Source organism: Ancylobacter vacuolatus (genome assembly GCF_030813595.1).
Taxonomy (GTDB): domain Bacteria; phylum Pseudomonadota; class Alphaproteobacteria; order Rhizobiales; family Xanthobacteraceae; genus Ancylobacter; species Ancylobacter vacuolatus.
This window is the reverse complement of sequence record NZ_JAUSUH010000001.1, coordinates 108922-133194: the sequence shown is the minus strand read 5'-3', so window position 1 is coordinate 133194 and position 24273 is coordinate 108922. Positions and strand designations below refer to the sequence as shown.

24 protein-coding genes are annotated in these 24273 nt (G+C 68.5%); 5 read left to right on the top strand and 19 right to left on the bottom strand.

Annotated elements, in window-relative coordinates; genetic code table 11:
- Positions 1-167: 167 nt before the first annotated feature.
- Together J2S76_RS00640 and kdsA are read left to right on the top strand one after the other, a co-directional pair.
- Positions 168-1190 (top strand): KpsF/GutQ family sugar-phosphate isomerase, encoded by a 1023-nt coding sequence (locus J2S76_RS00640; protein ID WP_307056564.1) that lies wholly within the window; start codon positions 168-170, stop codon positions 1188-1190.
- Positions 1191-1218: 28 nt separating this feature from the next.
- Positions 1219-2067, top strand: a complete 849-nt coding sequence (gene kdsA, locus J2S76_RS00635; protein ID WP_307056562.1) for a 3-deoxy-8-phosphooctulonate synthase — start codon at positions 1219-1221, stop codon at positions 2065-2067.
- A gap of 9 nt (positions 2068-2076) precedes the next feature.
- Here kdsA and J2S76_RS00630 read toward each other — a convergent pair whose 3' ends face one another.
- The 5 genes from J2S76_RS00630 to yajC are packed head-to-tail and all read right to left on the bottom strand — an operon-like array spanning position 2077 to position 6369.
- A complete protein-coding gene (locus tag J2S76_RS00630) occupies positions 2077-2949 on the bottom strand; it encodes a phytoene/squalene synthase family protein (protein WP_307056560.1) in 873 nt (290 codons plus the stop codon).
- Between the two features lie 38 nt (positions 2950-2987).
- Positions 2988-3365: an Mth938-like domain-containing protein gene (locus J2S76_RS00625; protein ID WP_307056558.1), complete on the bottom strand. Its 378-nt coding sequence runs from the start codon at positions 3363-3365 to the stop codon at positions 2988-2990.
- Positions 3366-3396: 31 nt separating this feature from the next.
- On the bottom strand, positions 3397-4362 hold the full coding sequence (gene secF, locus J2S76_RS00620; protein ID WP_307056556.1) for a protein translocase subunit SecF: 966 nt from the start codon (positions 4360-4362) through the stop codon (positions 3397-3399).
- Between the two features lie 17 nt (positions 4363-4379).
- Positions 4380-5978: a protein translocase subunit SecD gene (secD, locus tag J2S76_RS00615; RefSeq protein WP_307056554.1), complete on the bottom strand. Its 1599-nt coding sequence runs from the start codon at positions 5976-5978 to the stop codon at positions 4380-4382.
- A 49-nt stretch (positions 5979-6027) separates the two neighbouring features.
- Positions 6028-6369 (bottom strand): preprotein translocase subunit YajC, encoded by a 342-nt coding sequence (gene yajC, locus J2S76_RS00610; RefSeq protein ID WP_307056552.1) that lies wholly within the window; start codon positions 6367-6369, stop codon positions 6028-6030.
- A gap of 194 nt (positions 6370-6563) precedes the next feature.
- On the opposite strand from yajC, the gene J2S76_RS00605 reads away from it, so the two are divergent.
- Entirely contained in the window at positions 6564-7460 is an 897-nt protein-coding gene (locus J2S76_RS00605) for an ATP-binding protein (protein ID WP_307056550.1), read from the top strand.
- A 93-nt stretch (positions 7461-7553) separates the two neighbouring features.
- Here the strand turns inward: J2S76_RS00605 and J2S76_RS00600 are convergent, their stop codons facing one another.
- From J2S76_RS00600 to J2S76_RS00535, 14 genes are all read right to left on the bottom strand, one after another.
- Positions 7554-8738, bottom strand: coding sequence for a peptidoglycan DD-metalloendopeptidase family protein (locus J2S76_RS00600; RefSeq protein WP_307056548.1), 1185 nt, complete (start codon positions 8736-8738; stop codon positions 7554-7556).
- A 183-nt stretch (positions 8739-8921) separates the two neighbouring features.
- Positions 8922-9578, bottom strand: a complete 657-nt coding sequence (locus J2S76_RS00595) for a protein-L-isoaspartate(D-aspartate) O-methyltransferase (protein ID WP_307056545.1) — start codon at positions 9576-9578, stop codon at positions 8922-8924.
- 41 nt (positions 9579-9619) lie between these two features.
- On the bottom strand, positions 9620-10393 hold the full coding sequence (gene surE / locus J2S76_RS00590; RefSeq protein ID WP_307056544.1) for a 5'/3'-nucleotidase SurE: 774 nt from the start codon (positions 10391-10393) through the stop codon (positions 9620-9622).
- Positions 10394-10524: 131 nt separating this feature from the next.
- Positions 10525-11931 carry a serine--tRNA ligase gene (gene serS, locus J2S76_RS00585; protein WP_307056542.1) on the bottom strand — a complete coding sequence of 469 codons (1407 nt, stop codon included), beginning with the start codon at positions 11929-11931 and terminating at the stop codon, positions 10525-10527.
- A gap of 249 nt (positions 11932-12180) precedes the next feature.
- Entirely contained in the window at positions 12181-12972 is a 792-nt protein-coding gene (gene tatC, locus J2S76_RS00580; RefSeq protein WP_307056540.1) for a twin-arginine translocase subunit TatC, read from the bottom strand.
- A complete protein-coding gene (gene tatB / locus J2S76_RS00575; RefSeq protein ID WP_307056537.1) occupies positions 12969-13898 on the bottom strand; it encodes a Sec-independent protein translocase protein TatB in 930 nt (309 codons plus the stop codon). Before tatB ends, tatC begins: the two co-directional genes overlap by 4 nt.
- A 60-nt stretch (positions 13899-13958) precedes the next feature.
- A complete protein-coding gene (locus tag J2S76_RS00570; protein WP_018391241.1) occupies positions 13959-14183 on the bottom strand; it encodes a twin-arginine translocase TatA/TatE family subunit in 225 nt (74 codons plus the stop codon).
- Between the two features lie 67 nt (positions 14184-14250).
- The gene (locus J2S76_RS00565) at positions 14251-15330 is read right to left on the bottom strand and encodes an ABC transporter ATP-binding protein (RefSeq protein ID WP_307057689.1); all 1080 of its coding nucleotides are present in this window, start codon (positions 15328-15330) and stop codon (positions 14251-14253) included.
- 33 nt (positions 15331-15363) lie between these two features.
- Positions 15364-16083, bottom strand: coding sequence for an SMC-Scp complex subunit ScpB (gene scpB, locus J2S76_RS00560; protein ID WP_307056534.1), 720 nt, complete (start codon positions 16081-16083; stop codon positions 15364-15366).
- Complete coding sequence (locus J2S76_RS00555; RefSeq protein ID WP_307056532.1) at positions 16080-16886, bottom strand: segregation and condensation protein A; 807 nt, start codon at positions 16884-16886, stop codon at positions 16080-16082. The genes scpB and J2S76_RS00555 overlap by 4 nt, the downstream gene beginning before the upstream one ends.
- Before the next feature lie 19 nt (positions 16887-16905).
- Positions 16906-17934 (bottom strand): beta-N-acetylhexosaminidase, encoded by a 1029-nt coding sequence (gene nagZ, locus J2S76_RS00550; RefSeq protein WP_307056530.1) that lies wholly within the window; start codon positions 17932-17934, stop codon positions 16906-16908.
- A gap of 14 nt (positions 17935-17948) precedes the next feature.
- On the bottom strand, positions 17949-19964 hold the full coding sequence (locus tag J2S76_RS00545) for an SPOR domain-containing protein (protein WP_307056528.1): 2016 nt from the start codon (positions 19962-19964) through the stop codon (positions 17949-17951).
- 90 nt (positions 19965-20054) lie between these two features.
- A complete protein-coding gene (gene argS / locus J2S76_RS00540; RefSeq protein WP_307056526.1) occupies positions 20055-21821 on the bottom strand; it encodes an arginine--tRNA ligase in 1767 nt (588 codons plus the stop codon).
- 46 nt (positions 21822-21867) lie between these two features.
- A complete protein-coding gene (locus J2S76_RS00535) occupies positions 21868-23040 on the bottom strand; it encodes a deoxyguanosinetriphosphate triphosphohydrolase (RefSeq protein ID WP_307056524.1) in 1173 nt (390 codons plus the stop codon).
- Positions 23041-23138: 98 nt separating this feature from the next.
- On the opposite strand from J2S76_RS00535, the gene J2S76_RS00530 reads away from it, so the two are divergent.
- Positions 23139-23498, top strand: coding sequence for a HesB/IscA family protein (locus J2S76_RS00530; protein WP_307056522.1), 360 nt, complete (start codon positions 23139-23141; stop codon positions 23496-23498).
- Positions 23498-24250 carry a 5'-methylthioadenosine/adenosylhomocysteine nucleosidase gene (locus tag J2S76_RS00525; RefSeq protein WP_307056520.1) on the top strand — a complete coding sequence of 251 codons (753 nt, stop codon included), beginning with the start codon at positions 23498-23500 and terminating at the stop codon, positions 24248-24250. The genes J2S76_RS00530 and J2S76_RS00525 overlap by 1 nt, the downstream gene beginning before the upstream one ends.
- Positions 24251-24273 lie beyond the last annotated feature (23 nt).

The window sequence follows — 24273 nt, the reverse complement described above, 5'->3', positions numbered from 1 at the left end:
GCCACCCAACGTGCAGCTGGTATCGGCGGTTCCGTGCATCGGCCGCTCGTCCTCGGCGGGCTCCTCCATTGCATCGCGGGCGTTTGGCGCTTATTGACGCGCTGCGTGGCGCTGAAGGGCGGCCGGGCGCAATGCGCCCCGGCAGCCATGAGCAAGGGAGCATCACCTTGGGCACCGCCCAGCCTCAGACAAACTCCGCCGTAGCCGCGCCCCAGCGGGACGACCGACTGCGCGAGCGGGTGCTGCGCACCCTGGCGATCGAGGCCAAGGGCCTGGCCGCGCTCTGCGCCGCGATCGAAGTTGAACTCGGCGACGCGGTGGAAGCCGCCATCGGGCTCATCGAGGGCGCGCGCGGCCGCGTCATCGTGACCGGCATGGGCAAGAGCGGCCATATCGGACGAAAGCTCGCCGCCACCCTCGCCTCCACAGGTACGCCGGCCCTGTTCCTGCACGCCGCCGAGGCCAGCCATGGCGACCTCGGCATGGTGACGCCGGACGACGTGCTGCTGGCCATCTCCTGGTCGGGCGAGACCGCCGAGCTCGGTGATATCGTGCACTATGCGCGCCGCTTCGCCGTGCCGCTGGTCGCCATCACCTCCAGCGCCGAGAGCACGCTGGGCCGCGCCGCCAATGTGGCGCTGGTGCTGCCGCGCGTCGAGGAGGCCTGCCCGAACGGGCTCGCCCCCACCACCTCCACCCTGATGCAGCTCGCCATTGGCGACGCACTGGCGGTGGCGCTGCTGGAGCGCCGAGGCTTCTCGGCCTCCGATTTCCGCGTGTTCCACCCCGGCGGCAAGCTCGGCGCGCGCCTGCTGAAAGTGGTCGACATCATGCACCAGGAGGCGGAAATGCCGCTGGTGCGGCTCGGCACGCCGATGAGCGAGGTTCTGATCGAAATCACCGGCAAGCGCTTCGGCTGCTGCGGTGTCGTCGACGGTTCCGGCCGGCTTACTGGCATCGTCACCGATGGCGACCTGCGCCGCCATATGAGCGGCGAGCTTCTGGTGACGCCGGTGGAGAAGGTGATGACCTCCTCGCCCTTCGTGGTCGATCCGCTGGAACTCGCCAGCGCCGCGCTGGGGCTGATGAACCGGCGCCCGATCCCGATCACCGTCGTCTTCGCGGTGGCGGACGGCAAGCCGGTCGGCATCCTCCACATTCACGACATCCTGCGCGCCGGCGTCGTCTGACCCCAGCGCCCTACCCGAGGAACATCTCATGAGCGGCTCAGGCGCCAATTCCGTGGTTTCCATCGGCAATGTGCGCTTCGGCAATGACCTGCCGCTGGCGCTGATCGCCGGCCCCTGCCAGATGGAAAGCCGCAACCACGCGCTGGAATGCGCCGCCGCGATCAAGGAGATCGCCACCCGGCTCAATGTTGGCGTGGTGTTCAAGGCCTCGTTCGACAAGGCGAATCGCACCTCGATCAAGGGCGCGCGCGGCATGGGCCTTTCCGCCGCACTGCCGGTCTTCGCCGAGATTCGCGAGCGCTACGGCATGCCGGTGCTGACCGATGTGCATGAGAACGACCAGTGCGCGCCGGTCGGCGAGGTGGTCGACGTCCTGCAGATTCCCGCCTTCCTCTGCCGCCAGACCGACCTGCTCATCGCCGCCGCCACCACGGGGCGGGTCGTCAATGTGAAGAAGGGGCAGTTCCTCGCCCCCTGGGACATGAAGAACGTCGTCGCCAAGCTGATCGAGGGCGGCAATCCGAACGTACTGGTGACGGAACGGGGCGTTTCCTTCGGCTACAACACCCTCGTCACCGACATGCGGGCGCTCCCCATCATGGCCGAGACGACAGGCGCGCCGGTCATCTTCGACGCCACCCATTCGGTGCAGCAGCCCGGCGGACAGGGCACCTCCTCCGGCGGCCAGCGCGAATTCGTGCCGGTGCTGGCGCGTGCGGCGGTGGCGGTCGGCGTCGCCGGCGTGTTCATCGAGACACATCCCGATCCCGACAAGGCCCCGTCCGACGGCCCCAACATGGTGCCGCTGAACCAGTTCGAGGCTCTTGTCGCCCGCCTCCAGGCCTTCGACCGGATCGCCAAGGACCGCGCCGGCTGACCCGGCGCCTCAGCGGGCCTTCACGGCCTTTCTGAGCACCGCCGCCCCGCGCCAGAGTCGCCACAGGCGCGCGAGCGCGGGTGCCGCGGGGACGGACGTGAACGGGTCGTGCGGCCGCTCCATGGCTTCGAGATCGCCCGGCACCAGCATCAGCGGCAGGAAGGCCGGCAATTCGGCCGGGTCGACACCTGCCAGCGCCGTCATTGCCGCACCGTAATGCCGGCGGGCCAGTGCCCGCAGCACGGCCAACACCTCCAACAGCGCCGGGCCTGCCTTCCCCGAAACCGCGTCCTCGCGCGTCAGCTTATGCGCGGTGAGCAGATCGAGCGGCAGATAGCATTGGCCGCGCCGGGCATGGACGGGAAAGGCCCGCAGCAGCCCCGTGACCGCATAGGCCACCCCGGCATGGCCCGCCGCCTCCGCCGAGGCCGTGCCGGCCTTCGGCGCCAGTACCAGCGTGGCGAGGCGGATCAGCGCCGAGGAGGTTTCGCCGGCATAGCCTTCGAGATCGTTCACCGTCGGCATCGGGTCGTCATAGAGATCGAACTGCCGGGCTTCCAGCAGCGCTTCCAGGCTCGCGCGCGGCAGGCAGTGGGTGTCGATGGCCTCCAGCAGCGCTGCCGCCACCGGATTGGCCTGCACATCGCCGCGCGCGCCGCCGGCCAGAGATTCGCGCCACCAGTGCAGCCGCACCTCGCCGGCCAGCGGATTGGTGATCGCCTCGCGCACCCGCGACACCTCGACATTAAAGGCGTGTAGCGCGAACAGCGCTCCGCGCCGCCCAGCCGGAGCGAACAGATCGGCGACATAGCGGTCGCGATCGAGATCGCGCACCAGCGCCGCGCAATAGTCCGTGTCCGTGGTCAGGCGTGGCCGGCTCATGTCTGCGGTCCGGAAGTTTGGCGACGGGCGGCGCGGCGTCAGGGCAGCGCGAGCAGCGCGGCGGCGACCGCACGGCCCTCCGCCAGAAGCACATTATAGGTCGAGGCGGCTGACCTGGTAGGGAGGGTATCGACCGAGACACCGGCATCGCGCAGCGCCCAGCGCAAAGCGTCGGGAAGCGGCCAGGGGTCGGGGCCGGTGCCGATCAGCAGGAGTTCGATGCCTGCGGCCTCGGCGAGAACCCGCGCCAGCGCGTCCGCATCGATCTCATCAGGCACGCGCGGCGCCCAGGCGTGGATGCCGGACGGCAGCGCCAGGATCGAGCCGGCCGACGCCATGCCGGCGAAGTGGAACGCGCCGCGCGCATAGCCGTCGATCGGCACCTGAGTAGGAAGATGGGCATCCGGCGTCGCCATCAGCCCCTCCCCCGCTTCGGCTCGCCCGCGCTCACGGCGCGAGGCGTTCCGCCTTGGAGTTGGCGCTCTTGGCTTCCTTCTCCGCCTTCTCCGCCATCGCCCGGGTCGAGACGCCGAGATAGATCAGCAGCGGCGAGGCGATGAAGATAGAGGTATAGGTGCCCACCAGCACCACGCCGAACATCATCGTCACCGAGAAGGAGTGGATCGCCCGGCCGCCGAACAGCACCAGCGCCAGCAGCGCCAGCGTTACCGTCACATGGGTGATGACCGAGCGCGACAGGGTGGAGTTGATGGAGGCGTTCAGCAGTTCTTCCGTCGGCATCTTCTTGTAGCGCCGCAGCATTTCGCGGATGCGGTCATAGATGACGATGGTGTCGTTCAGCGAGTAGCCCAGAATGGTGAGCAGGGCGGCGACGCTGGTCAGGTCGAAGTCGATCTGGAAGATCGCCATGAACCCGATGGTGAGCACGATGTCGTGGAAATTGGCGATCGAGGCGCCGAGCGCGAACTGCCATTCGAAGCGGAACCACAGATAGATGAGGATGCAGAACACCGCCATCATCAGCCCGACAATGCCGTAGCTGAGCAGTTCCTGCGACACACGCGGGCCGACCACCTCGATGCGGCGGTATTCGACCCCCTCGCCGAGCGCCGCCCGCACCTTGCCGACCACCACCTGCTGGGCCTGCTCGCCACCCGGCTGCTGAGCGACGCGGATCAGCACCTCGCCGTCGCCGCCGATCTCCTGGATCTGCACCTCGCCCAGATCGAGCGATTCCAGGCGGGAGCGGACATCGCCGATGTTCAGCGTGTTGTTGGCGTAGCGCACTTCGAGCAGCGTGCCGCCCTTGAAGTCGATGCCGAAATTCAGGCCCATGGTGAAGAACGCCACCAGCGCCACGATCGACAGCAGGGCCGAGATCGGGAAACTGATCCGCCGGAAGCGGATGAAGTCGAAAGTCGTGTCGTCCGGAACGATGCGGAGCAGACGCATGGAAATGCTCGCCTTTCTTAGATCGGCACGCGCTGGGGGCGCTGCCAGCGCACCCACAGCGCCACCATAAGGCGGGTCAGCGTGAAGGCGGTGAAGACGGTGGTCATGATGCCGATGCCGAAGGTGATGGCGAAGCCACGCACCGGGCCGGAGCCGACATAGAACAGCACCGCCGCCGCGATGAAGGTGGTGATGTTGGAATCGAGGATCGTCGCCAGCGCGCGGGAGAAGCCGGCATCGATGGCCGAAATCGCCGAACGCCCTGCCCTCGCCTCCTCGCGGATGCGTTCATAGATCAGCACGTTGGAATCCACCGCGATGCCGACCGTGAGCACCACGCCGGCGATGCCAGGCAGGGTCAGCGTCGCCCCGAGCATGGCCAGCAGGCCGAAGATCATGCCGACATTGATCGCCACTGCGATATTGGCGATGACGCCGAACAGGCCGTAGGTCGCCACCATGAACAGCGCCACCAGCGTCGCGCCGACGATCGAGGCGATGAGGCCTGCCCGGATCGAATCCGCGCCAAGGCCCGGCCCGACCGTGCGCTCCTCCACCACCTGCAGCGGCACCGGCAGGGCACCGGCACGCAGCAGGATGGCGAGGTCATTCGCTTCCTGCACGGTGAAATTGCCGCTGATCTGGCCAGAGCCGCCGAGGATCGGCTCGCGGATGACTGGCGCCGAGATGACGTGGTTGTCGAGGATGATGGCGAAGGGCCGGCCGACATTGGCCTGCGTCGCCTCGGCGAAGCGGCGGGCGCCATTGGTGTTGAAGCGGAAGGTGACGACCGGCTCGCGCGTCGTCGGGTCGAAGCCCGGCTGCGCGTCGGTGAGGTCTTCGCCCGCGACCAGCACGCGCTGCTCGATCAGATAGGGAACCGGCGGGTTGCCCTGAGAGGTGAGAACCTCGGTGCCGGCCGGCGCGCGGCCCTGCAGCGCCTGCTGCGGACTCATCGTGTTGTCGACGAGGCGGAAGGTCAGCTGCGCCGTCTGGCCGAGAAGGGCCTTGAGGCGCGAGGGGTCCTGCAAGCCAGGCACCTGCACCTGGATACGGTCAGCGCCCTGGCGCTGGATCGAAGGCTCGGTGGTGCCGAGCTGGTCGATACGCTTGCGGATGATCTCGATCGACTGCGACACCGCCTGGATGGTGCGCGACTGGACGCCGGCCGATGTCGGCGCCAGTGCGATGGTGTTGCCATCGCGCGAGACATCGGTGTCGAGCTGTCCGGCGGTCGACATGGCGCCGCCGATCGGCAGAGCCAGCGTACGCAACTGGGTCAGCGCCGCCTCGACATCCTGGCCGTCGCGGATCCGCACCTCGACCGCGTCACCCTGGATGGCGAGGCCGGTATAGCCGATCTTGGCATCGCGCAGCACGCGGCGCGCGTCGTCGCGCAATTGCTCAAGGCGGATCTTGCGCACGGATTGGGCGTCGACCTGCAGGACGATGTAGGACCCGCCCTGAAGGTCGAGGCCCAGCACGATCTTGCGCTGGAGGAAGCTGGGCAGGCTGTCATAGGCGGATTGCGACAGCAGGCTGGGCACGGCCATCAAACAGATGATGGCCGAGACCGCCAGGATCGCGAACGCCTTCCATTTCGAGAAGTAAAGCATGGGGTTCCTTCCGGCCGCCCTAGCGGTTACGGCCGCAAGAGGTCAGCGCTCAGGACTCGGTATCTTCCTTGGCCGGCTCGCCCTTGGCGCGAACCTCGGAGATCATGCTGCGCAGCTGGCGGATCTTCACGCCCTCCGACACCTGCAGCTCGATCTCGCTGTCGTCGATCACCCGGGCAACCTTGCCGATCAGCCCGCCCGAGGTGACGACGGTGTCGCCGCGACGGACACTCTTCACCATTTCCTGGTGCGCCTTCACCTTCTTCTGCTGCGGGCGCAGAATCAGGAAATACATGATCACGAAGATCAGCACGAAAGGCAGCAGCGACATCAGCATGTCGGTACCGCCGCCCATGGGGGCGGCCTGCGCATAGGCGGGCGTAATCAACATGTCGGTTCCTTGTCCGTCGATCGAAGGCGGGCGAAAGGCCCGGCGAAGCGGCGCGGACTATACTGACGCTCCCGCCGAATGCAAACGCCGTCGGCCGCAGGAGGGTCACAGCCGCGCTATGGCGTACCACGCGTTACGGTTCCGCTTGTCCCGCGCCGCCGCAATGGCTATTCCCGCAGGTGGAGGAGCCCATCATGACCCACACACCGGCCGATCTCGGCGCCGTTCTCACCCGCATCGCCGACGCGCTCGAACGCCTAGCCCCCGCCCGCGCTGCCACTGCCGACTTCACCCAGGCGGACGCCTTCATTTGGCACGCCGACGAGCGCCGGCTCGAAGCCGTGCCGCGGGTCAGCCGGGTTGAGATGGAGCTTCTCAAGGGCATCGAGCGCACCCGCGACCTGTTGATGGACAACACCCTGCGCTTCGCCCGCGACCTTCCGGCCAACAACGCCCTGCTGTGGGGCGCGCGCGGCATGGGCAAGAGCTCGCTGGTCAAGGCCGCCCATGCCTCGGTCAACGCCGAGATGGCGCGCGACGGCAAGCCGCCGCTGAAACTGGTGGAGATCCATCGCGAGGACATCGAGACACTGCCGGCGCTGATGAGCCTGGTGCGGCCGGCCCCGTTCCGATTCGTCATCTTCTGCGACGACCTGTCCTTCGACGCCGATGACACCTCGTACAAATCGCTGAAGGCCGTGCTGGAAGGCGGCATTGAGGGGCGCCCGGAGAATGTGATCTTCTACGCCACCTCCAACCGGCGCCACATATTGGCGCGCGAAATGGTGGAGAACGAGCGCTCGACCGCGATCAATCCCGGCGAGGCGGTGGAGGAGAAAGTCTCGCTCTCCGACCGTTTCGGTCTGTGGCTGGGCTTCCACAAATGCAGCCAGGACGATTATCTCGCGATGATCGACAGCTACATCGCCCATTTCGCCATCCCCATCGCGCCGGAGACGCTGCGGCAGGAGGCGCTGGAATGGTCGACCACGCGCGGGGCGCGTTCGGGCCGCACGGCCTGGCAATATGTGCAGGATGTCGCGGGGCGGCTTGGCGTGTCCTTGTCCGAACCGCCGGCCGCCCCGCGCTGACCGGCGCCAAGGTCCTAACGTCGCGCCGGATGGGTGAGGCGGAGCGCATGGCTCCGCCCAAGGGGTAACGGGTCCCGCCAGGAAATGCGGCGGTCAGAGACCAGCGAGATATTGCGAGGGGTCGACCGGCTGCGAGCCCTTGCGGATCTCGAAATGCAGCTGCGGCGAGGTGACATTGCCGGTCTGGCCGGCCTTGGCGATCACCTGGCCGCGCTTGACGGTGTCGCCCTTCTTCACATCCAGCGTGCTGTTATTGGCATAGGCCGTGACCCAGCCATCGGCGTGCTTGATGAGGACCAAGTTGCCATAGCCCTTCAGCTCGCTGCCGGCATAGGCGACGACGCCGTCCTCGGCGGCCTTCACCGAGGTGCCTTCCGGCACCGAGATGTTGATGCCTTCATTCTGCTGACCGCCGGGCTTGGGCCCGAAGCCCGAGATGACGCGCCCGCGCACCGGCCAGCGGAACTGCGGGCCCGCGGCAGCGGTGCGGATCTCATCCGGCGTCTCGGAAGGCTTGACGGCGGCGATGGTCTGCGGCTTCGGGGCCGCTGTCGCCTGGGCAACCGGCGCGACAGCTGGTGTCGCGGGCGCGGTGGCGACCACCGGGGTCGGCTTCGGCGTCGCTGGGGTGGCGACTGCGGGCTTGGGCGCGGCGGCGACCACCGCCCCGCCGGCGGCGCCGGGAATGGTCAGCTTCTGGCCGATCCGCACCATGGTGTTGAAGTCGAGGCCGTTGGCGTTCGCCAGTTCGCTGCGCGTCAGACCGTTGTTGCGGGCAATGGAGCTCAGCGTCTCACCGGGTGCCACCACATGCGAGCCGCCGGAGGCCGCGACCTGCGGCGTGCGGACGGGGGCGGGCGTGGCGGCGGCGAGAGGCTGCGGCTGGCTGCCATAAAGCGGCTGCGTGCCGCCATAGCCCGGCTGGGCGGGGACGGGCGAGGAGAGATGCGTCGGAGCCGCGGCAACCTGCGTGGGGGCCGGCTGGACGGACGCGCCATAGGGCGCAGTCGCCACCGGAGCGCCATAGGCGGGGGCGCCGTAGGGGGATTGGGCGCCATAGGGAGCCGGTGCGGCGCCGGGCGCGGGGTAGGCGCTCGCCGTCTGCTGACCGATCGGCGCCAGCGGCACGCCACCCGTGGACGAGCCACCCATCGGCGCGCTCTGCACCGCGCCCGTCGGGGCGGCGGCAACCGAGCCGGTATAGGTCGGCGACGATGCGAATGGATTTGAGTTGGGATTGCTGCTGAACCGGGCGGAATCGGCGCTGCACGCGGCCATTCCCCCCGCCGTCAGAACGACGAAGGAAATCCGCATGAGGGGACCGCTACCGGACGCCGTCAGAAATTTACGCATCGCACCCCACCCGAACGCTGGACTCGGGGAGATTAATGCGTCGTACAGGTAAACAGCCGCTTAAGCCGGGCCCGACACGTCAGGAAAAATGGCGGATTCCCGGCATTCTCAGAGCACTACTGCGACACCGGGCAGCATCGGAACGAACCGCACCAGCCCGAGTTCGCGCGTCTCCAGCCCCTGCAATCCGCGCCGGTAGCGCATGATAAACTGCGTTCCCTCGGGCGGGCCGACCGGGGCGACGAGAATGCCGCCCATGGCCAGTTGCTCGAACAGCGCCGGCGGCACCTCCTCAACCGCGGCGGTGAGCAGGATACGATCGAAGGGCGCGCGCTGGGGCGCGCCTTCCAGCCCATCGGCAACCAGCACCTCGACATTGTCGGTGCCCAGCGAGGCGAGCCGGCGTGCCGCCGAGTCCGCCAGCGTGCGGAAGCGCTCCAGCGTCACCACATGGCCGGCGATGCTGGCAAGGATGGCGGTCTGGTAGCCCGAGCCAGTGCCGACCTCCAGCACGCTGTGCGAGGGGCCGAGCTCCAGCGCCTCGGTCATCAGCGCCACCACGGTGGGCTGGCTGATGGTCTGGCCGCAATCGATCGGCAAAGCGAGGTCCTGCCAGGCGATGGGACGGAAGGCCGGCTCGACGAAGCGCTCGCGCGGCACCTGCTCCATGGCGCGCATCACCTGCCGCTCGCGCAGCCCGCGCTTGCGCAGCGCCAGCAGCAGTTCGGCGCGCTGCAGATCCTCGCTCTTGTCGGCGCCGCTCACGGGCGACCTCCCTGCCCCGTCCGGAACGGCGGGCCCATGCCTCAGCGCGGCGTCGGCGGGAAAACCAGAGCGAGCCGGGTCATCATCGGCTCGTCGGTCATGTCGAGACGCAGCGGCGTGACCGAAATGCAGCCCTCATCGAGCGCGTGCAGGTCCGAACCGTTCACCGTCTCGAAGATACGCTTTTCAAACGCGATCCAGTAATAGGGATTTCCGCGCCCATCCGCCCGCTCGTCGATGCGCAGCAGGTCCTGGTCGCGCCGGCCCTGCGCCGTCACGGCGATGCCGCGTACCTCGTTCACCGGGCGGTTCGGGAAGTTCACATTCACCACGATGCCGGGCGGAATCCCCTCCTCCAGCAGGGTGCGGATCACCTGCGGACCCCAATGCTCGGCGACATCATAGGGCGGCGCCTTCTTGGTCTCGAAGCCATAGGCCTGCGACAGCGCAACCGAGGGAATGCCGAGCACCGTGCCTTCCATGGCGCCGGCCACCGTGCCGGAATAGCCGACATCCTCGGCGACGTTCTGGCCGCGATTGACGCCTGACAGAACGAGGTCGGGCTTGTGGTCGGCGAGAATGTGCCGCACCGCCATGATGACGCAATCGGTCGGCGTGCCCTTCAGGGCGAAGCGCTTTTCCTCCACCTGCCGCAGCCGCAGCGGATCGGACAGGGAGAGCGAATGCGACACGCCGGACTGATCCGTTTCCGGCGCCACCACCCACACATCGTCGGAAAGCGCGCGCGCAATGCGGACGCAGGCCTCCAGCCCCGGCGCGTGGATGCCGTCGTCATTCGTCACCAGAATACGCATCTGTCCTCGCCTTTAAGTTCAACGTCATCCCGGCCGAAGCGAAGCGCAGAGCCGGGATCGTCCTCCGGCCTGCCCGCGATCCCGGATATTGCCTGAGGGCGATTCCGGGATGACGCCACAAGGGGCAGGGCTCAGTTCTTCTCGATCCGCGTCAGCCCGCCCATATAGGGCACCAGCACGTCAGGCACCGTCACCGAGCCGTCCTCGTTCTGGTAATTCTCCAGGATCGCCACCATCGCCCGGCCGACCGCGACGCCCGAACCGTTGAGCGTGTGCAGATAGCGCGGCGCCTTGGCGCCCGCCGGGCGGTAGCGCGCATTCATCCGCCGCGCCTGGAAATCGGTGCAGGTGGAGCAAGAGGAAATTTCGCGGAAGGCGTTCTGCCCCGGCAGCCAGACCTCGATGTCATAGGTCTTGGCCGAGGCGAAGCCCATGTCGCCGGTGCAGAGCGTCATCACCCGGAAATGCAGGCCGAGCTTCTTCAGCACCGCCTGCGCGCAGGACAGCATGCGCTCATGCTCGTCGGCCGACTGTTCCGGCGTGGTGATGGAGACCATCTCCACCTTGTTGAACTGGTGCTGGCGGATCATCCCGCGCGTATCCCGCCCCGCCGACCCGGCCTCGGCACGGAAGCAGGGGGTGAGCGCGGTGAAGCGCAGCGGCAGCTCTTCCTCGGAGAGGATGGACTGCGCGACAAGATTGGTCAGCGGGACTTCGGCGGTGGGGATGAGCCAATGCGTGCCCCCCGCCAAATTCTCGAACTGCTTGGCTTCCGAGACGATTTCGCTCTCAGCTTCACCCTGTCGCCCAAGGTCGCCAGCGTACCCAAAGGCGTGCTCGCGGCCGAGCACAGTGCCGACAAGGAACTGATCGTCCTTAAACTTCGGCAGCTGCGCTGTGCCGAACATGGCGGCGTCGTTCACCAGAATGGGCGGCGCCACTTCCATGTAGCCGTGTTCTTCGGTGTGGGTGTCGATGAAGAACTGGCCGATCGCGCGCTCCAGACGCGCCAGCTTGTTCTTCAGCACCACGAAGCGCGCGCCGGAGAGTTTCGCCGCCGCCTCGAAATCCATCTGGCCGAGGCCTTCGCCGATCTCGAAATGCTGCTTGGCGACAAAGGGAAAGCCGATCTTCTGCCCGACCAGCGCGATCTCGACATTGCCGTGCTCGTCGGCGCCTTCCGGCACCTCGGCCAGCGGGGCGTTGGGGATGGCGGCGAGGCGGTTGTGCAGCTCGCCCTCGGTCGCCTTCACCTGTTCTTCAAGCGCGGGAATGTCGCTCTTGAGCGCGCCGACCTCGGCCATCAGCGCCTCGGCTCGCGCGTTCTCGCCCGCCTTCTTGGCGGCGCCGATCTCCTTCGAGGCGGCGTTGCGGCGGGCCTGCAGCTCTTCCAGCTTGACGATGCCCGAGCGGCGGGTCTCGTCGAGGGCGATCAGCCCGTCGACCAGCGTCTTCGCTTCCTCGGACGACGTTCCGCGCCGCACCAGCGCGTTGATGAGCCCGTTTGGCTCCTCGCGGATCCACTTGATGTCGTGCATGGCAGTCTCGCCTTCAAACGCGCCGCTCCCGGCCTCGCGCCGGGACTGCAGGGACGTAGCCAATCGGGACGGCGGGGACAAGTGCGGGGCCGGCGAAAGCGCGTGCGGGCGTGTGCGTGCTTGGAGGCTCGCTTCGCTCGCACCTCAGCATGACGGGGGACAGTTCAGCAGAAACGCGCACTGTCATCCTGAGGTGCCCGGCAAAGCCGGGCCTCGGAGGATGCCGGCCTCGCGCGGAGCCGCGTCGCCTCAGACGGCCGCTTCCGCCGCTTCCGCCGCGCGCTTTTTCTTCTTCTCGACCAGGCGCACGAGATAGACCGAGATTTCGTAGAGAAGCAGCGTCGGGATAGCGAGGGCGAACTGGCTCACCACGTCAGGTGGGGTCAGCACCGCCGCGGCGACGAACACGCCGACAATGGCGTAGCGCCGCGCCTTGCGCAGCTGGTCTGACGTGACGACCCCGATCTGCGCCAGAAGGGTGAGAATAACAGGCAGCTGGAAGCAGATGCCGAAGGCGAAGATCAGCGTCATGATCAGCGACAGATACTCGCTGACCTGCGGCAGCATCGAAATCTCGGGCGTATCCGGCCCGGCCAGCTGCTGCATCGAGAGGAAGTAGGTCATCGCCAGCGGCATGGCGACGAAATAGACGAAGGCCGCCCCGATCAGGAAGCACACCGGCGTCGCCACCAGATAGGGGCGGAAGGCGTTCTTCTCGTGGCTGTAGAGCCCTGGCGCGACGAACATATAGATCTGCGTCGCCACGATGGGGAACGAAATGAACGCCGCCCCGAACATGCCGAGCTTGATCTGGGTGAACAGGAATTCCTGCGGCGCGGTGTAGATGAGCTTCACATGCTCCGTGCCGCCGGCCGCGAACTCATACGGCCAGAGCAGGATGTTGTAGATGAACTTGCCCAGCATGAAGCAGGCGAAGAAGGCGATGAAGAACGCGATCAGCGACTTGATGAGGCGCGAGCGCAGCTCGATCAGGTGCTCGATCAGCGGCGCCTTCGAGGCGTCGATTTCATCCTGGCTCATAGGGCCGGCCCTTCATTGCCGGAGGCCGGCTTGACCTTGACGCGCGGCTTGGTAGCCCGTTTTGCGGCCGGCTTGGCGGCACTTTCGACAGGGGCGCCCTGATCCAGCGAAGCGACCGCCTCGAACAGTTCGGGCTCGGCCGCTTCCGTCGCCGCCACAGGCTTGCGCGCCGCGCGACGGGGAGCGGGCTTCGACGCCTCGGCGGATTGGCTATCGGCGGAGGCGGTATCGGCCACGGCGGCCGCACGTGCCCGCTTCGGCTTCGCGGCCGGCGTGGCGGCGGGAGTGGGTTCGGCCGACCTGGTCGTGTCGGTGGATTTGGTCGTTTCGGCAGATTTGGCCGCTTCGGCAGGCTTGGAAGCCTCCGCCGGAGCGGCCGCTGTCTGTGGCCGTGGCGCAGCGGCGGCGTCTGGCGTGGAGGGAGACGGCGTCGCGGGCGGGGTCGGTGCAGGCGCGGAAGCGGCAGCCGGGGCCGACGCCTCAAGACCGGCAGCCGCGTTGCGGACCTCGTCCTCCACCGTCTCGAACGGGTGCGGCTCCAGATCGCCGGGAGCGGGCAGCGCGGGCTCCGCCACGGCCGCCGGCGGCAGGCCGGTGCCCGCCTCGACGCTGCCGGTGGGAGCCTTCAGATCGGTTTCGATATCCTGCAGCGGATTGGTCGGCAGCGCCTTGGAAATCGACTCGCGGGCATTGCTCGCCAGCCCGGAGAGATCGCTCCGCAGCCCGCTCACGCTGTCCTTGAGGTCGGAAAGCTCCGCCTCGCGCAGCGCCTCGTTGAACTGCCCCTGAAACTCGCCCGCCATGTGACGCAGCTTGCGCACGCCCTGCCCCATCGTGCGCAGCACGCGCGGCAACTCCTTCGGGCCGATCACCACGAGGGCAACCACGCCGATGACGAGAAATTCCGTCCAGCCGATATCAAACATGCATTACGCGGGGTCGCTGAGGCGCGACCCTCCCCGATCGAAAAGCCGTGAGGCCGGAAATCAGCTGACCTTGGTCTGCTCGGCTTCCACCTTCGGCTGGTGATCGAGCGAACGCGCCGGCTCGCCCGGCTTCGCCGCCGTGTCCTCGTCGTCGGCCATGCCCTTCTTGAACGCCTTGATGCCCTTGGCGGCATCGCCCATCAGCTCGGACAGCTTGCCGCGACCGAAGAGGAGGAGCACGACCACCAGCACGATGATCCAGTGCCAGATGCTCAACGAACCCATCACAAAACTCCCTTGTCCGAAGCGCCGCCGGCCCCTCGCGGCCGCGCATCGCAATTGAAACCGGACACTAGGGCCGGCCTGTGGCGAAGACAAGAACCTCCGCCGGCTCGATGTTCACTCCGACGTCATGCCCACGCAATAGGCCGGCCGTCGTGCGGCGGCGTGCGACCAATGGCCGGTCCAGCCCCTCCACCGCGACCTCATAGAGGTCGAGTTCGCCGAGGAAGCGGTGGTTGATGATTCGTCCCGGCACGCCAGAGCCGGGAGCCTTGAGCTCGATCCCCTGCGGGCGGATGGCAGCGATCGCCCCAGCACCCTCGGCAAGGCCGGGCGCCTTGAAACGACCGAGCGCCGTCACCACCCGGCCGCCGCTCACCACTCCTTCCACCTCATTGATTTCACAGAAGAAACGCGCCACTTCAATGTCGGCGGGGTGGCGGTAGAGCTCTTCCGGCGGCCCCACCTGGACGAGTTTTCCCTTGCGCATCAGCGCGATCCTGTCGCCCAGACGCAGCGCCTCTTCCGGGTCGTGGGTGACGATGATGCAGGTGGCGCGGGCATCGTGCAGCACCTTCAGCGTCTCGCTGCGTACACTTCCCCGCAGCCGACTGTCGAGCCCGGAGAACGGCTCGTCCATAAGGAGAATGCCGGGGCGCGGCACGAGCGCGCGGGCCAGCGCCACGCGCTGCTGCTCGCCGCCGGACAAAGCATGTGGATAGTTTTCCGCATAGGCCTCCAGGCGCACCCGCTCAAGCGCCCGCATCGCCTCGTCATGCGCCCCGGCGGGCCCGAGACGGCGCAGGCCGAAGGCGACATTCTCGACATTGGTGAGGTGCGGAAACAACGCATAGTCCTGGAACACCAGCCCGATGGCGCGCTTTTCCGGCGGCACGAAAGCGTCCGGGCCGGCCACCACCTGGGTGTCGAGCAGGATTCGCCCGCGGGTCGGCCGCTCGATGCCGGCGATCAGCCGCAGCAGCGTGGTCTTGCCGCAGCCGGACTGGCCGAGCAGGCAGATGATCTCGCCCGGCTCGACGGTGAGGCTGACGCCGCGCACCGCTTCCACCTCGCCATAGCCATGGTGCACATCCTCGATCACCAGCCGGCTGGCGAGCGAGACCGGCGTGCGGGAGGGCTGGGGCGACATGGTGGTTCCTGTCTCTGTCAGCATGGGAGGATCTCAGCCGTCCTGATCGTCGTCGCCATCCGTCTCGGGCGCGAAGGACAGCTCGAATTCCGGCTCCAGCGGATCCTCGTCGTCCTTCAGGTCCGGGTCGTCGCTGGGCAAGGGGACGGTCAGTCCGGCGGCGACGCGCGAATCGATCAGCCCGGTGCCGCGCAACTCGTCGAGGCCCGGCAGGTCCTGGATGGCCTCCAGCCCGTAATGGACGAGGAAGGTCTCGGTGGTACCGTAGGTGACCGGCCGCCCGGGGCTGCGCCGCCGCCCGCGCAGGCGGACCCAGCCGGCCGCGAGCAGGACGTCAAGCGTGCCCTTATTGGTGGAGACGCCGCGAATTTCTTCAATCTCGGCGCGGGTAACCGGCTGGTGATAGGCGATGATGGCCAGCGTCTCCAGCGCGGCGCGCGAGAGCCGGCGCGGCTCCGGCTTGTCGCGGGCGAGCAGGAAGCCGAGATCGGGCGCGGTGCGCAGCATCCATTTTCCGGCCGCGCGCACCAGGTTGAAACCGCGATCAGCGTAATCGGCCGACAGCGCGGTGAGCAGCGCGCGCACATCCGCGCCTTCCGGCAGCCGGGCGGCGATGATCGCCTCGTCCAGCGGCTCGCCGGCGGCGAACAACATGGCCTCCAGCAGGCGCAGATCCGGGTCGCGGCCGTGGGCCGGCGTCACCTCTTCCAGCTCAGGGTCGGGACCCGTGACGCGCGCGGCTTCGGCGCTCATGCGCCCTCCCCCGGCACGTCGCGCCGGCTGCGGATCCAGATCGGCGCGAAGCTCTCCTCCTGCTGCACGTCGATCAAGCCCTCGCGCACCATCTCCAGCGTCGCCGAGAAGCCCGAGGCCAGCGCCGTCGCCCGCATCTTCGGGTCGGCGATCCAGTTGAGCAGGAAGCCGTCGAGCCGGGCCCATTCGCCATGCAGCGCCAGACGGCCCATCAGCCGCTCCAGCCGCTCGCGCGCCTCGGCCAGCGAGATCACGTTGCGCGGGGGGAAGCGCACCTGCGAGAGCGCCATTTTCTGGCGCTGCGCGCCATAGGCGGCGAGAAGGTCGTAGAGCGTCGCCTCATAGACGATGGGCCCCGCCGCCTGCAGCGGCTCGGGCGCGCCGCGCAGAAACACCTCGTGACCGAGGCGGTCGCGGGTGGCGAGATGGGCGGCGGCGGCGCGGATCTGCTCCAGCCGGCGCAGGCGCTCGGCGAGATCAGCCGCGAGATCGGAAGCGCTCGGTCCCTCCTCCTTCGGCGGATCGGGCAGCAGCAGGCGTGATTTGAGATAGGCCAGCCAAGCCGCCATCACCAGATAATCGGCCGCCAGCTCCAGCCGGATGCGCCGCGCCGCCTCGACGAACAGCAGATACTGTTCGGCGAGTTGCAGGATGGAAATGCGATGCAGATCCACCTTCTGCGTGCGCGCCAGCGCCAGCAACAGGTCGAGCGGCCCCTCGAAGCCGTCGACATCCACCACCAAGGCGGGCTCGTCGCCCTGGCGTGCGGCATCGGCATCGAAGGTAAACTGGCTTTGAACCATGCGGGACCGCGATCGACGTTCAGGACGTCGCGATCATAGCCGAAAAACGCGCCCGCGCCTCGTCGAGGGCTATTTCTTCCGCCGGATTGATTCGTGCCAGCGCCGCCGCGCAGCGCCGTGCCGCCTCGCCCTGCAGTACCGGGCTGCGGGACGCCACTTCCGCCATCTCGTCCAGCCGCCCATTGCAGTGGAGCGCCAGGTCGCAGCCAGCGGCGAAGGATGCCTCGGTTCGGCTTGCCAGCGAACCCGCCAGCGCGCCCATGGAGAGGTCGTCGCTCATCAGCGCGCCGTCAAAGCCGATATGGCCGCGAATGATCTCCGCGATCACCCTGGCCGAGGTCGTTGCCGGCCGGTCGGGATCGATCGCGGCATAGACGACATGCGCCGTCATGCCGAGCGGCAGGTCGGCCAGCAGGCGGAACGGGGCGAAATCGGTCGCTTCCAGCTCGGCGCGCGAGGTCTCGACGATGGGCAGGCTCTCATGGCTGTCGGCGCGCGCGCGGCCATGGCCGGGAATGTGCTTGAGCACCGGCAGCACGCCGCCCGCCATCAGCCCTTCGGCGGCGGCGCGGGCGAGATGGGCCACTTGCGCCGGGGTCGCCCCATAGGCGCGGTCGCCGATGATGCCGTGGCCTTCCGGCAGGCGCAGATCCGCGCAGGGTACGCAGTCCACCGTGATGCCGAGCGCGGCGAGATCGGCCGCCATCAGCCGGGAACCGAGCCGCGCTGCCGCGGCTGCCCCGTCGCTGTCACCCGCCTCGGCCCGGCGGGCAAACACCTCGGCGGGGGGATAAACGGGCCAGTGCGGCGGCCCGAGCCGCTGCACCCGCCCGCCCTCCTGGTCGATCAGCACGGGCGCATCGGCGCGGCCGACCGCTGCACGGAAAGCGGCAATCAGGGCCGCCACCTGAGCCGGGCTCTCCACATTGCGGCGGAACAGGATCAGCCCCCACGGGGCCGCCTCCTTCAGGAAGACGGTCTCGTCGGGGGTGAGCGAGGTTGCGGCGCAGCCGGTGATGAAGGCGCGCGGCGCGTTGAAGGCGTTCATGAGGGCCTGGCGTATCAGTTGCGCGCGACCATGCAGGTCGTGCCTTGGGCGCGCAGGGCCTCGCACAGGCTGACGGCGCCCTCGCGCGCGCTGAAATTGCCCACCTGTGCCCGGTAATAAATCCCCTTGTCGCCGAGATCGGCCCGCTTCACGCTGAAGGGCTGATTGCGCAACAGGTCCGAATACCGGGACTGGGCGGTGCGCCAGGTCGCCTGCGCTTCCGCCTCGGAACGAACGGCGGCGATCTGCACGACATAGGCGCCAGCCGGCACCGCCGCACTGCTTGTCGAGGCGGCAGGGGCCGCCGCCACGCGGGCAGCCGGCGCCGCCGCTGGGGCTGGAGCCGCAGCCGGAGCCGGAGCCGCAGCCGGTGCGGCATCGGCAGGCATGTTCTCGACGATGGAAGGCGTTGCCGAGAGCGGCATCGGCGTCGTCGGCACCGCGCCGCCCGTGCCGAGGTTCAGCGCGACAGGATTGCCCGCCGGCGCGGCAGACGCGCCGGGCGGCAGCGGCGCGGCGGGGGCCGGCACTTCCACGACGGTACCATCGGCGCGCACGGTCAGTGTCCGCACACGTTTGGGCTCGGCCGAGCCGGCGCCGCCGGCCGAAGGCGTGGTCTGGATGACGCGCGGCTGCGGCTGCGCCGCTTGCGACACGTCGACCGGCTGCTCCTCGCTGGACACCACCTGCTCATTGCCGGTGGTCGCGCCACCGCCGACGCGGTCATAGATCAGCTTCTGGCCGTCGGCGGTCTGCTCCGCCGCCGGCTGGTTCGGGACCACCTTGTTCGGCCCCTGGTCGGCGCGGATCACGGGCGGCGCGCCCGACACGCCCGAACCCGAGGGCCCGGACACCAGGACATAGCCGAGTGCCGCCGCGCCGATGAACACCAGCACCGCCCCGCCGATCATCAGCAGGCGCTTGCGATTGGGGCCCCGGGGAGCGTCCTCCTCGGCGACATACTCGTCATAGGAGCCGGCATCCGGCGGATAATCGCCGGCCGAGCGCCCATAATCATAGGCGTCCTCGTCGAGATCGACGGCCTGCTGGGTCGGCGAGCTCACCGGCCGGGCGGCCGGCGGCGGGGGCGCGGCCGGCGCCATGGGCTGGGCCGGCGCCAGAGGAGTCTCGACAGCGCGGGCGGCGGCCGTTGCCCGGGTCATCCAGGCCGGCACGCGGGACTCGTCGGAAGCCTCGTCGACGCTGGCCGGCGGCGCGGAAGGCCCGCGCACAGCCTCACGGGCAGCCGCCTCGCGACGCGCCGCGTCCTGGCGCACCGTTTCCTGACGCTGCGCTTCCCGGCGCATCGCCTCGTGGCGCGCCGCTTCCTGGCGCGCTGCTTCCTGGCGGGCAAGGTCCTGACGGGCGAAATCCTGCCGGGCGGCATCCAGGCGCACGGCCTCCTGCCGCAAGGCATCCTGCCGGAGCGCTTCCTGTCGGGCCATGTCCGCCGGCGTCATCGGCGCTCGCGCCGCCGGGGCGCGCGGCGCCTCAGTGCGGAGAGCGTCGGGACGCGGAGCGTCGGCGCGCAAAGGCTCGGCGCGCGGCGGCAGGGGGCGCTGCGGGGCCGAGGGAGCGGCGGTCGATGGCGTCTCCGGACGCGGCGCCGGCATACGGCGCGTCGCGTCGGTGGCCTGCGGGCGCGGTGGAACATAGGCCGCACGCGGATCGGGGCGTTCGCCACGGGCCGGCTCGCGATGCGCGTCGCGGGCCGCCTCTTCCGCGCCGGAGCGCGACAGCGGCGCGGCGCGGGGCACGCCCTCGCCATAGACTTCCGCCGCCAGCGCGGCAAAGGAGCCCGGCGCCGGGCGCCCCTCCTCAGCCGGACGGCGGGCGGTCAGCGGCGGGCGCGTCGGCGCGGGAGCGGCGGGCCGGGAAGAGGGATGCTGGGGCGAAGCGGGCGGATGGGCAGGTGGCGCCTGCCGCAGCAACTCCGCGAAATCGTCTTCCTGGGCCATCAGGCGCGCAAGTTCGGCAAGCGGATCCTCGGCGGCGTTTTCCGGCCGATCACGCATGTTCTCATTGCCCATCTTCAGAACCTGTTCGCCACGATCAAAACGAGGACCGCCCACCGGGCGGCATCACGGGAGCGGCAGGTCGAACGAACCGTCGCGACGCGCTCACCGCATTTCTTCGGGAGCATCGACTCCAAGAATGGAAAGTCCTGAAGCGATGATCAGCGCGACCGCGTGCACCAAAGCCAGCCGCGCATAAGTCAATTCTCGATCATCTTCGATAATGAAGCGTAAATGAGGCGAATCCTTCCCGCGACTCCACTGTCCGTGCAAGGCACTGGCGAGATCGTACAGATAGAATGTCACCCGATGGGGCTCGCGGGCCGAGGCCGCCTGTTCAACCATGCGCGGATAGTTGGCGATCAGCCGGGCAAGGCCGAGTTCCCCTTCGTCGCTCAGCCGAGACAGCGCCGCGCCGGCGAATTCAGCCGTTGCCTCCGGCAGGTCCGGAAACGCCTGCCGCGCATTGCGCAGGATCGAGCTCGCCCGTGCATGGGCATACTGCACATAGAACACCGGGTTCTCGCGCGACTGCTCGATCACCTTGGCGAGATCGAAGTCGAGCACGGCGTCGTTCTTGCGGTTGATCATCATGAACCGCACCGCGTCGCGGCCGACCTCATCGACCACGTCGCGCAGGGTGACGAAATCGCCGGAGCGCTTGGACATCTTCACCGGCTCGCCATTGCGCAGCAGGCGCACCAGCTGGCACAGCTCGACATCAAGGCTCGCCTCGCCGTCTGACGCGGCCTTGACCGCCGCCTGCATACGCTTGACATAGCCGCCATGATCGGCGCCCCAGATGTCGATCATCCGCTTGAAGCCGCGGTCGAACTTGTCCTTGTGATAGGCGATGTCGGCGGCGAAATAGGTATAGGCGCCGTCCGACTTCATCAGCGGCCGGTCCACATCGTCGCCGAACTGGGTGGCGCGGAACAGCGTCTGCTCGCGGTCCTCCCAGTCCTCCACCGGCTGCCCCTTGGGCGGCGCCAGGCGGCCCTCATAAACGAGATCGCGCGCCCGCAGCGCCTCCAGCAGGCGGTCGATGGTGCTCGGCGCCCCGTCGGGCCGGGCGTGCAATGTCCGCTCGGAGAAGAACGCTTCGTGATGGATGTTCAGCGCCGCCAGATCGGTGCGGATCATCGCCATCATCGCGTCGATGGCGACATCGCGCACCGCCGGCAGCCACTCCGCCTCCGGCTTGTCGCGCAGCGTGCGGCCATATTTCGTCACCAGCGCTTTGCCGACGGGGACGAGATAGTCGCCAGGATAGAGCCCCTCGGGGATGGCGATCTCCTCGCCCAGCGCCTCGCAATAGCGCAGGAAGGCCGAGCGGGCGAGCACGTCAACCTGGGCGCCGGCATCGTTGATGTAATATTCGCGCGTCACCTTCCAGCCGGCAAACGCCAGAAGATTGGCCAGCGCGTCGCCGAACACCGCCCCCCGGCAATGGCCGACATGCATTGGACCGGTGGGGTTTGCCGAGACATATTCGACATTGATCGCCTGTCCGCCGCCGGAATCCGAGCGGCCGAACTCCCGGCCCTGCCGCAGCACCGCTCCGATCACCTGCGGCCAATAGGAGCCGTCGAGGGTGAGATTGATGAAGCCGGGGCCGGCCACATCCACCTTCGCCACGCCCGGAACCGTGGCGAGCCGGGCCGCCAGCTTCTCGGCGAGGTCGCGCGGCTTCAGCCCGGCATCCTTGGCCAGCACCATCGCCGCATTGGTTGCGAGGTCGCCATGGCTGGCGTCGCGCGGCGGCTCCACCACCACCCGCGCCGTATCGACACCGGGGGGGACGCCCCCCTCGCTCGCGAGCTGGGCAACGGCGTCGCGGACGTGATCGACGAAGAGGGCGAAGAGGTTCATGAGGATCAGCTCCCGGCACGGCCAGACCCAGAAGGGGCCGCTGCCGCTACCGCAGTTCCGGTGCCCTGTCAAAGAGCCGGGCGTGCTCGGCCAGGGCGTAGCGGTCGGTCTGGCCGGCAAGGAAATCGGCGATGCGCCGCGCCCGGGCCGCCTCGCCGCGCCCTTCCACGCTGGCGCGCCATTCCTCCGGCAGCGCCTGCGTGTCGGCCATGTAGCGGGCGAACAGGTCGCGCACCACGTCGCCGGCGGCTTCCATCGTCGCCATGACGCGCGGATGCCGGTACATGCGGGGGAAGAGAAAGGCCTTGATCGCCTTTTCCGCCGCCGCCGTTTCCGCCGAGAACCCGATCACCGCATGGCCGAGCCGGCGGATGGCGTCGGCATCCCCTGGCTGCGCCAGCGCGATGCGGCGGCGGCTTTCCGCCACCACGTCGCCGATCAGCACGGTAATCATGCGCCGGCCGAGCTCGTGGAACACCCGCGCGCGGTCAAGATCGGGCCAGCGAGCGTGGATGTCGGAGAGGACAGTGTGGACAAGCGGGAGGCCAGTCAGTTCGGTGAGATCAAACAGGCCGGCGCGCAGCCCGTCGTCGAGGTCGTGCACGTCATAGGCGATGTCATCGGCAATGGCGGCGACCTGCGCCTCGGCGCAGGGCCAGCTCCACAGCCACAGATCCTGCCGCTCGGCATGCACCGCGATGGCGTGCGGTAGCGGCCCCTGCACCGGACCATTGTGCTTGACGATTCCCTCATGGGTCTCCCAGGAGAGGTTCAGCCCGTCGAAATCGGGATAGCGGTTCTCCAGCCGCGTCACCACGCGCAGCGATTGCGCATTGTGATCGAAGCCGCCATAGGCCGCCATGCAGGCGTCGAGCACCCGTTCGCCGGCATGGGCGAAGGGCGGGTGGCCGAGGTCATGCGCCAGCGCCAGCGCCTCGCTCAAATCCTCGTCGAGGCCGAGCGCGCGGGCCACCGAGCGCGCCACCTGAACCACTTCCAGAGTGTGGGTCAGCCTTGTCCGGTAATGGTCGCCCTCATGATAGGAAAAGACCTGTGTCTTGTAGGCGAGCCGGCGGAAGGCGCTGGAATGGATGATGCGGTCCGCGTCGCGGCGGAAGGCGCTTCGGGCGTCGCCGCCAGGCTCGGGATGGAGCCGCCCGCGGCTGTCCTCGGCCCTCGACGCCCATGGCGCGCGCGGCGCCGCCTCGGCCACCGCCATGCGCAATTCTCCTGCCAGTCGCGCGCGCAGCCCCTTTGACTCGCGGGCGGCAGCACTTAACTATCGCTATAGGTCATATTCAACGGGTAGTGTGCAACATGAGCGCAGGTTCTTCGCCCGACATCGTTGCGGTCACCGCCGTCGGCGTCACCGCCAGCGCGGTGCGCCGCATCGCCGAGATTCTCCGTGGCGAGCCGCCCGAGAGCATGCTGCGGGTCAGCGTGGAAGGCGGCGGCTGCTCCGGCTTCCAGTACAAGTTCGACATCACCCGCTCCCGCGAGGCGGACGACATCGTCATCGCCGAGGGCGAGGCCAGCGTGGTCATCGATCCCGTGTCGCTGGAATACATGTCCGGCTCGCACATCGATTATGTCGATGATCTGATCGGCGCCTCGTTTCGCATCGCCAACCCGCAGGCCACCGCCTCCTGCGGCTGCGGCACCAGCTTCGCCCTCTGATGCGCCCGGTTGGCGTGCTCTGCGCCATTCCGCAGGAATTCGCCTTTCTCGCCGACAATCTCACCGGCACCGAGATCACCGAGCGCGCCGGCATGGTGTTCCATGCCGGTCGGCTCGATGGTCATCAGGTGGTGCTGGCCCGTGCCGGCATGGGCAAGGTGAATGCCGGCATCGCCACCGCGCTGCTGCTGGAGCGGTTCGACTGCCGCCTGCTGCTGTTCTCCGGCATTGCCGGCGGCCTCGACCCGGCGCTGTCCATCGGCGATGTGGTGATCGCCGACCATGTCGTGCAGCACGATGCCGGCTATTACGACGCGGACGAGGCGTTCATCGTCTACCAGGCGGGGCATCTGCCCTTCTTCAGCCCGCTGGAAGAGCTCGGCCACAGCGCCGACGGCCCCCTGCTGGAGCGCGTGCGGGCGGCCCTGGCCGCGCTTTCGCTGGCGCCGCTGTCGGCCGCCGGCGGCGAGAGGGCGCCGCAGCTGCATTATGGCCGCATCCTGACCGGCGATCAGTTCATCAATTCCGAGACGCTGCGCGAGCGGCTGTTCCGGGAACTTGGCGGTGCGGCGGTGGAGATGGAAGGCGCCGCGATGGCGCAGGCCGCTGCCGCCTTCGGCGTCCCCTGGCTGGTGGTCCGCACCCTGTCCGACCTCGCCGGGCGCGACTCGCACTTCGATTTCCGCCAGTTCGTCGACGAGGTGGCGCTCTCCTCCGCCCTCATCGTGCGACGGCTGCTGCCGGTGCTGTAGACTGGCGCCGCGAGTCGCGACCC

Bases quoted from the DNA above. Each gene is read 5' to 3' on its own strand.
- kdsA (WP_307056562.1), top strand. From the start codon at position 1,219: ATGAGCGGCTCAGGCGCCAATTCCGTGGTTTCCATCGGCAATGTGCGC.
- J2S76_RS00630 (WP_307056560.1), bottom strand. From the start codon at position 2,949: ATGAGCCGGCCACGCCTGACCACGGACACGGACTATTGCGCGGCGCTG.
- J2S76_RS00625 (WP_307056558.1), bottom strand. From the start codon at position 3,365: ATGGCGACGCCGGATGCCCATCTTCCTACTCAGGTGCCGATCGACGGC.
- secF (WP_307056556.1), bottom strand. From the start codon at position 4,362: ATGCGTCTGCTCCGCATCGTTCCGGACGACACGACTTTCGACTTCATC.
- secD (WP_307056554.1), bottom strand. From the start codon at position 5,978: ATGCTTTACTTCTCGAAATGGAAGGCGTTCGCGATCCTGGCGGTCTCG.
- yajC (WP_307056552.1), bottom strand. From the start codon at position 6,369: ATGTTGATTACGCCCGCCTATGCGCAGGCCGCCCCCATGGGCGGCGGT.
- J2S76_RS00605 (WP_307056550.1), top strand. From the start codon at position 6,564: ATGACCCACACACCGGCCGATCTCGGCGCCGTTCTCACCCGCATCGCC.
- J2S76_RS00600 (WP_307056548.1), bottom strand. From the start codon at position 8,738: ATGGCCGCGTGCAGCGCCGATTCCGCCCGGTTCAGCAGCAATCCCAAC.
- surE (WP_307056544.1), bottom strand. From the start codon at position 10,393: ATGCGTATTCTGGTGACGAATGACGACGGCATCCACGCGCCGGGGCTG.
- serS (WP_307056542.1), bottom strand. From the start codon at position 11,931: ATGCACGACATCAAGTGGATCCGCGAGGAGCCAAACGGGCTCATCAAC.
- tatC (WP_307056540.1), bottom strand. From the start codon at position 12,972: ATGAGCCAGGATGAAATCGACGCCTCGAAGGCGCCGCTGATCGAGCAC.
- tatB (WP_307056537.1), bottom strand. From the start codon at position 13,898: ATGTTTGATATCGGCTGGACGGAATTTCTCGTCATCGGCGTGGTTGCC.
- J2S76_RS00570 (WP_018391241.1), bottom strand. From the start codon at position 14,183: ATGGGTTCGTTGAGCATCTGGCACTGGATCATCGTGCTGGTGGTCGTG.
- J2S76_RS00565 (WP_307057689.1), bottom strand. From the start codon at position 15,330: ATGTCGCCCCAGCCCTCCCGCACGCCGGTCTCGCTCGCCAGCCGGCTG.
- scpB (WP_307056534.1), bottom strand. From the start codon at position 16,083: ATGAGCGCCGAAGCCGCGCGCGTCACGGGTCCCGACCCTGAGCTGGAA.
- J2S76_RS00555 (WP_307056532.1), bottom strand. From the start codon at position 16,886: ATGGTTCAAAGCCAGTTTACCTTCGATGCCGATGCCGCACGCCAGGGC.
- nagZ (WP_307056530.1), bottom strand. From the start codon at position 17,934: ATGAACGCCTTCAACGCGCCGCGCGCCTTCATCACCGGCTGCGCCGCA.
- J2S76_RS00545 (WP_307056528.1), bottom strand. From the start codon at position 19,964: ATGGGCAATGAGAACATGCGTGATCGGCCGGAAAACGCCGCCGAGGAT.
- argS (WP_307056526.1), bottom strand. From the start codon at position 21,821: ATGAACCTCTTCGCCCTCTTCGTCGATCACGTCCGCGACGCCGTTGCC.
- J2S76_RS00535 (WP_307056524.1), bottom strand. From the start codon at position 23,040: ATGGCGGTGGCCGAGGCGGCGCCGCGCGCGCCATGGGCGTCGAGGGCC.
- J2S76_RS00530 (WP_307056522.1), top strand. From the start codon at position 23,139: ATGAGCGCAGGTTCTTCGCCCGACATCGTTGCGGTCACCGCCGTCGGC.
- J2S76_RS00525 (WP_307056520.1), top strand. From the start codon at position 23,498: ATGCGCCCGGTTGGCGTGCTCTGCGCCATTCCGCAGGAATTCGCCTTT.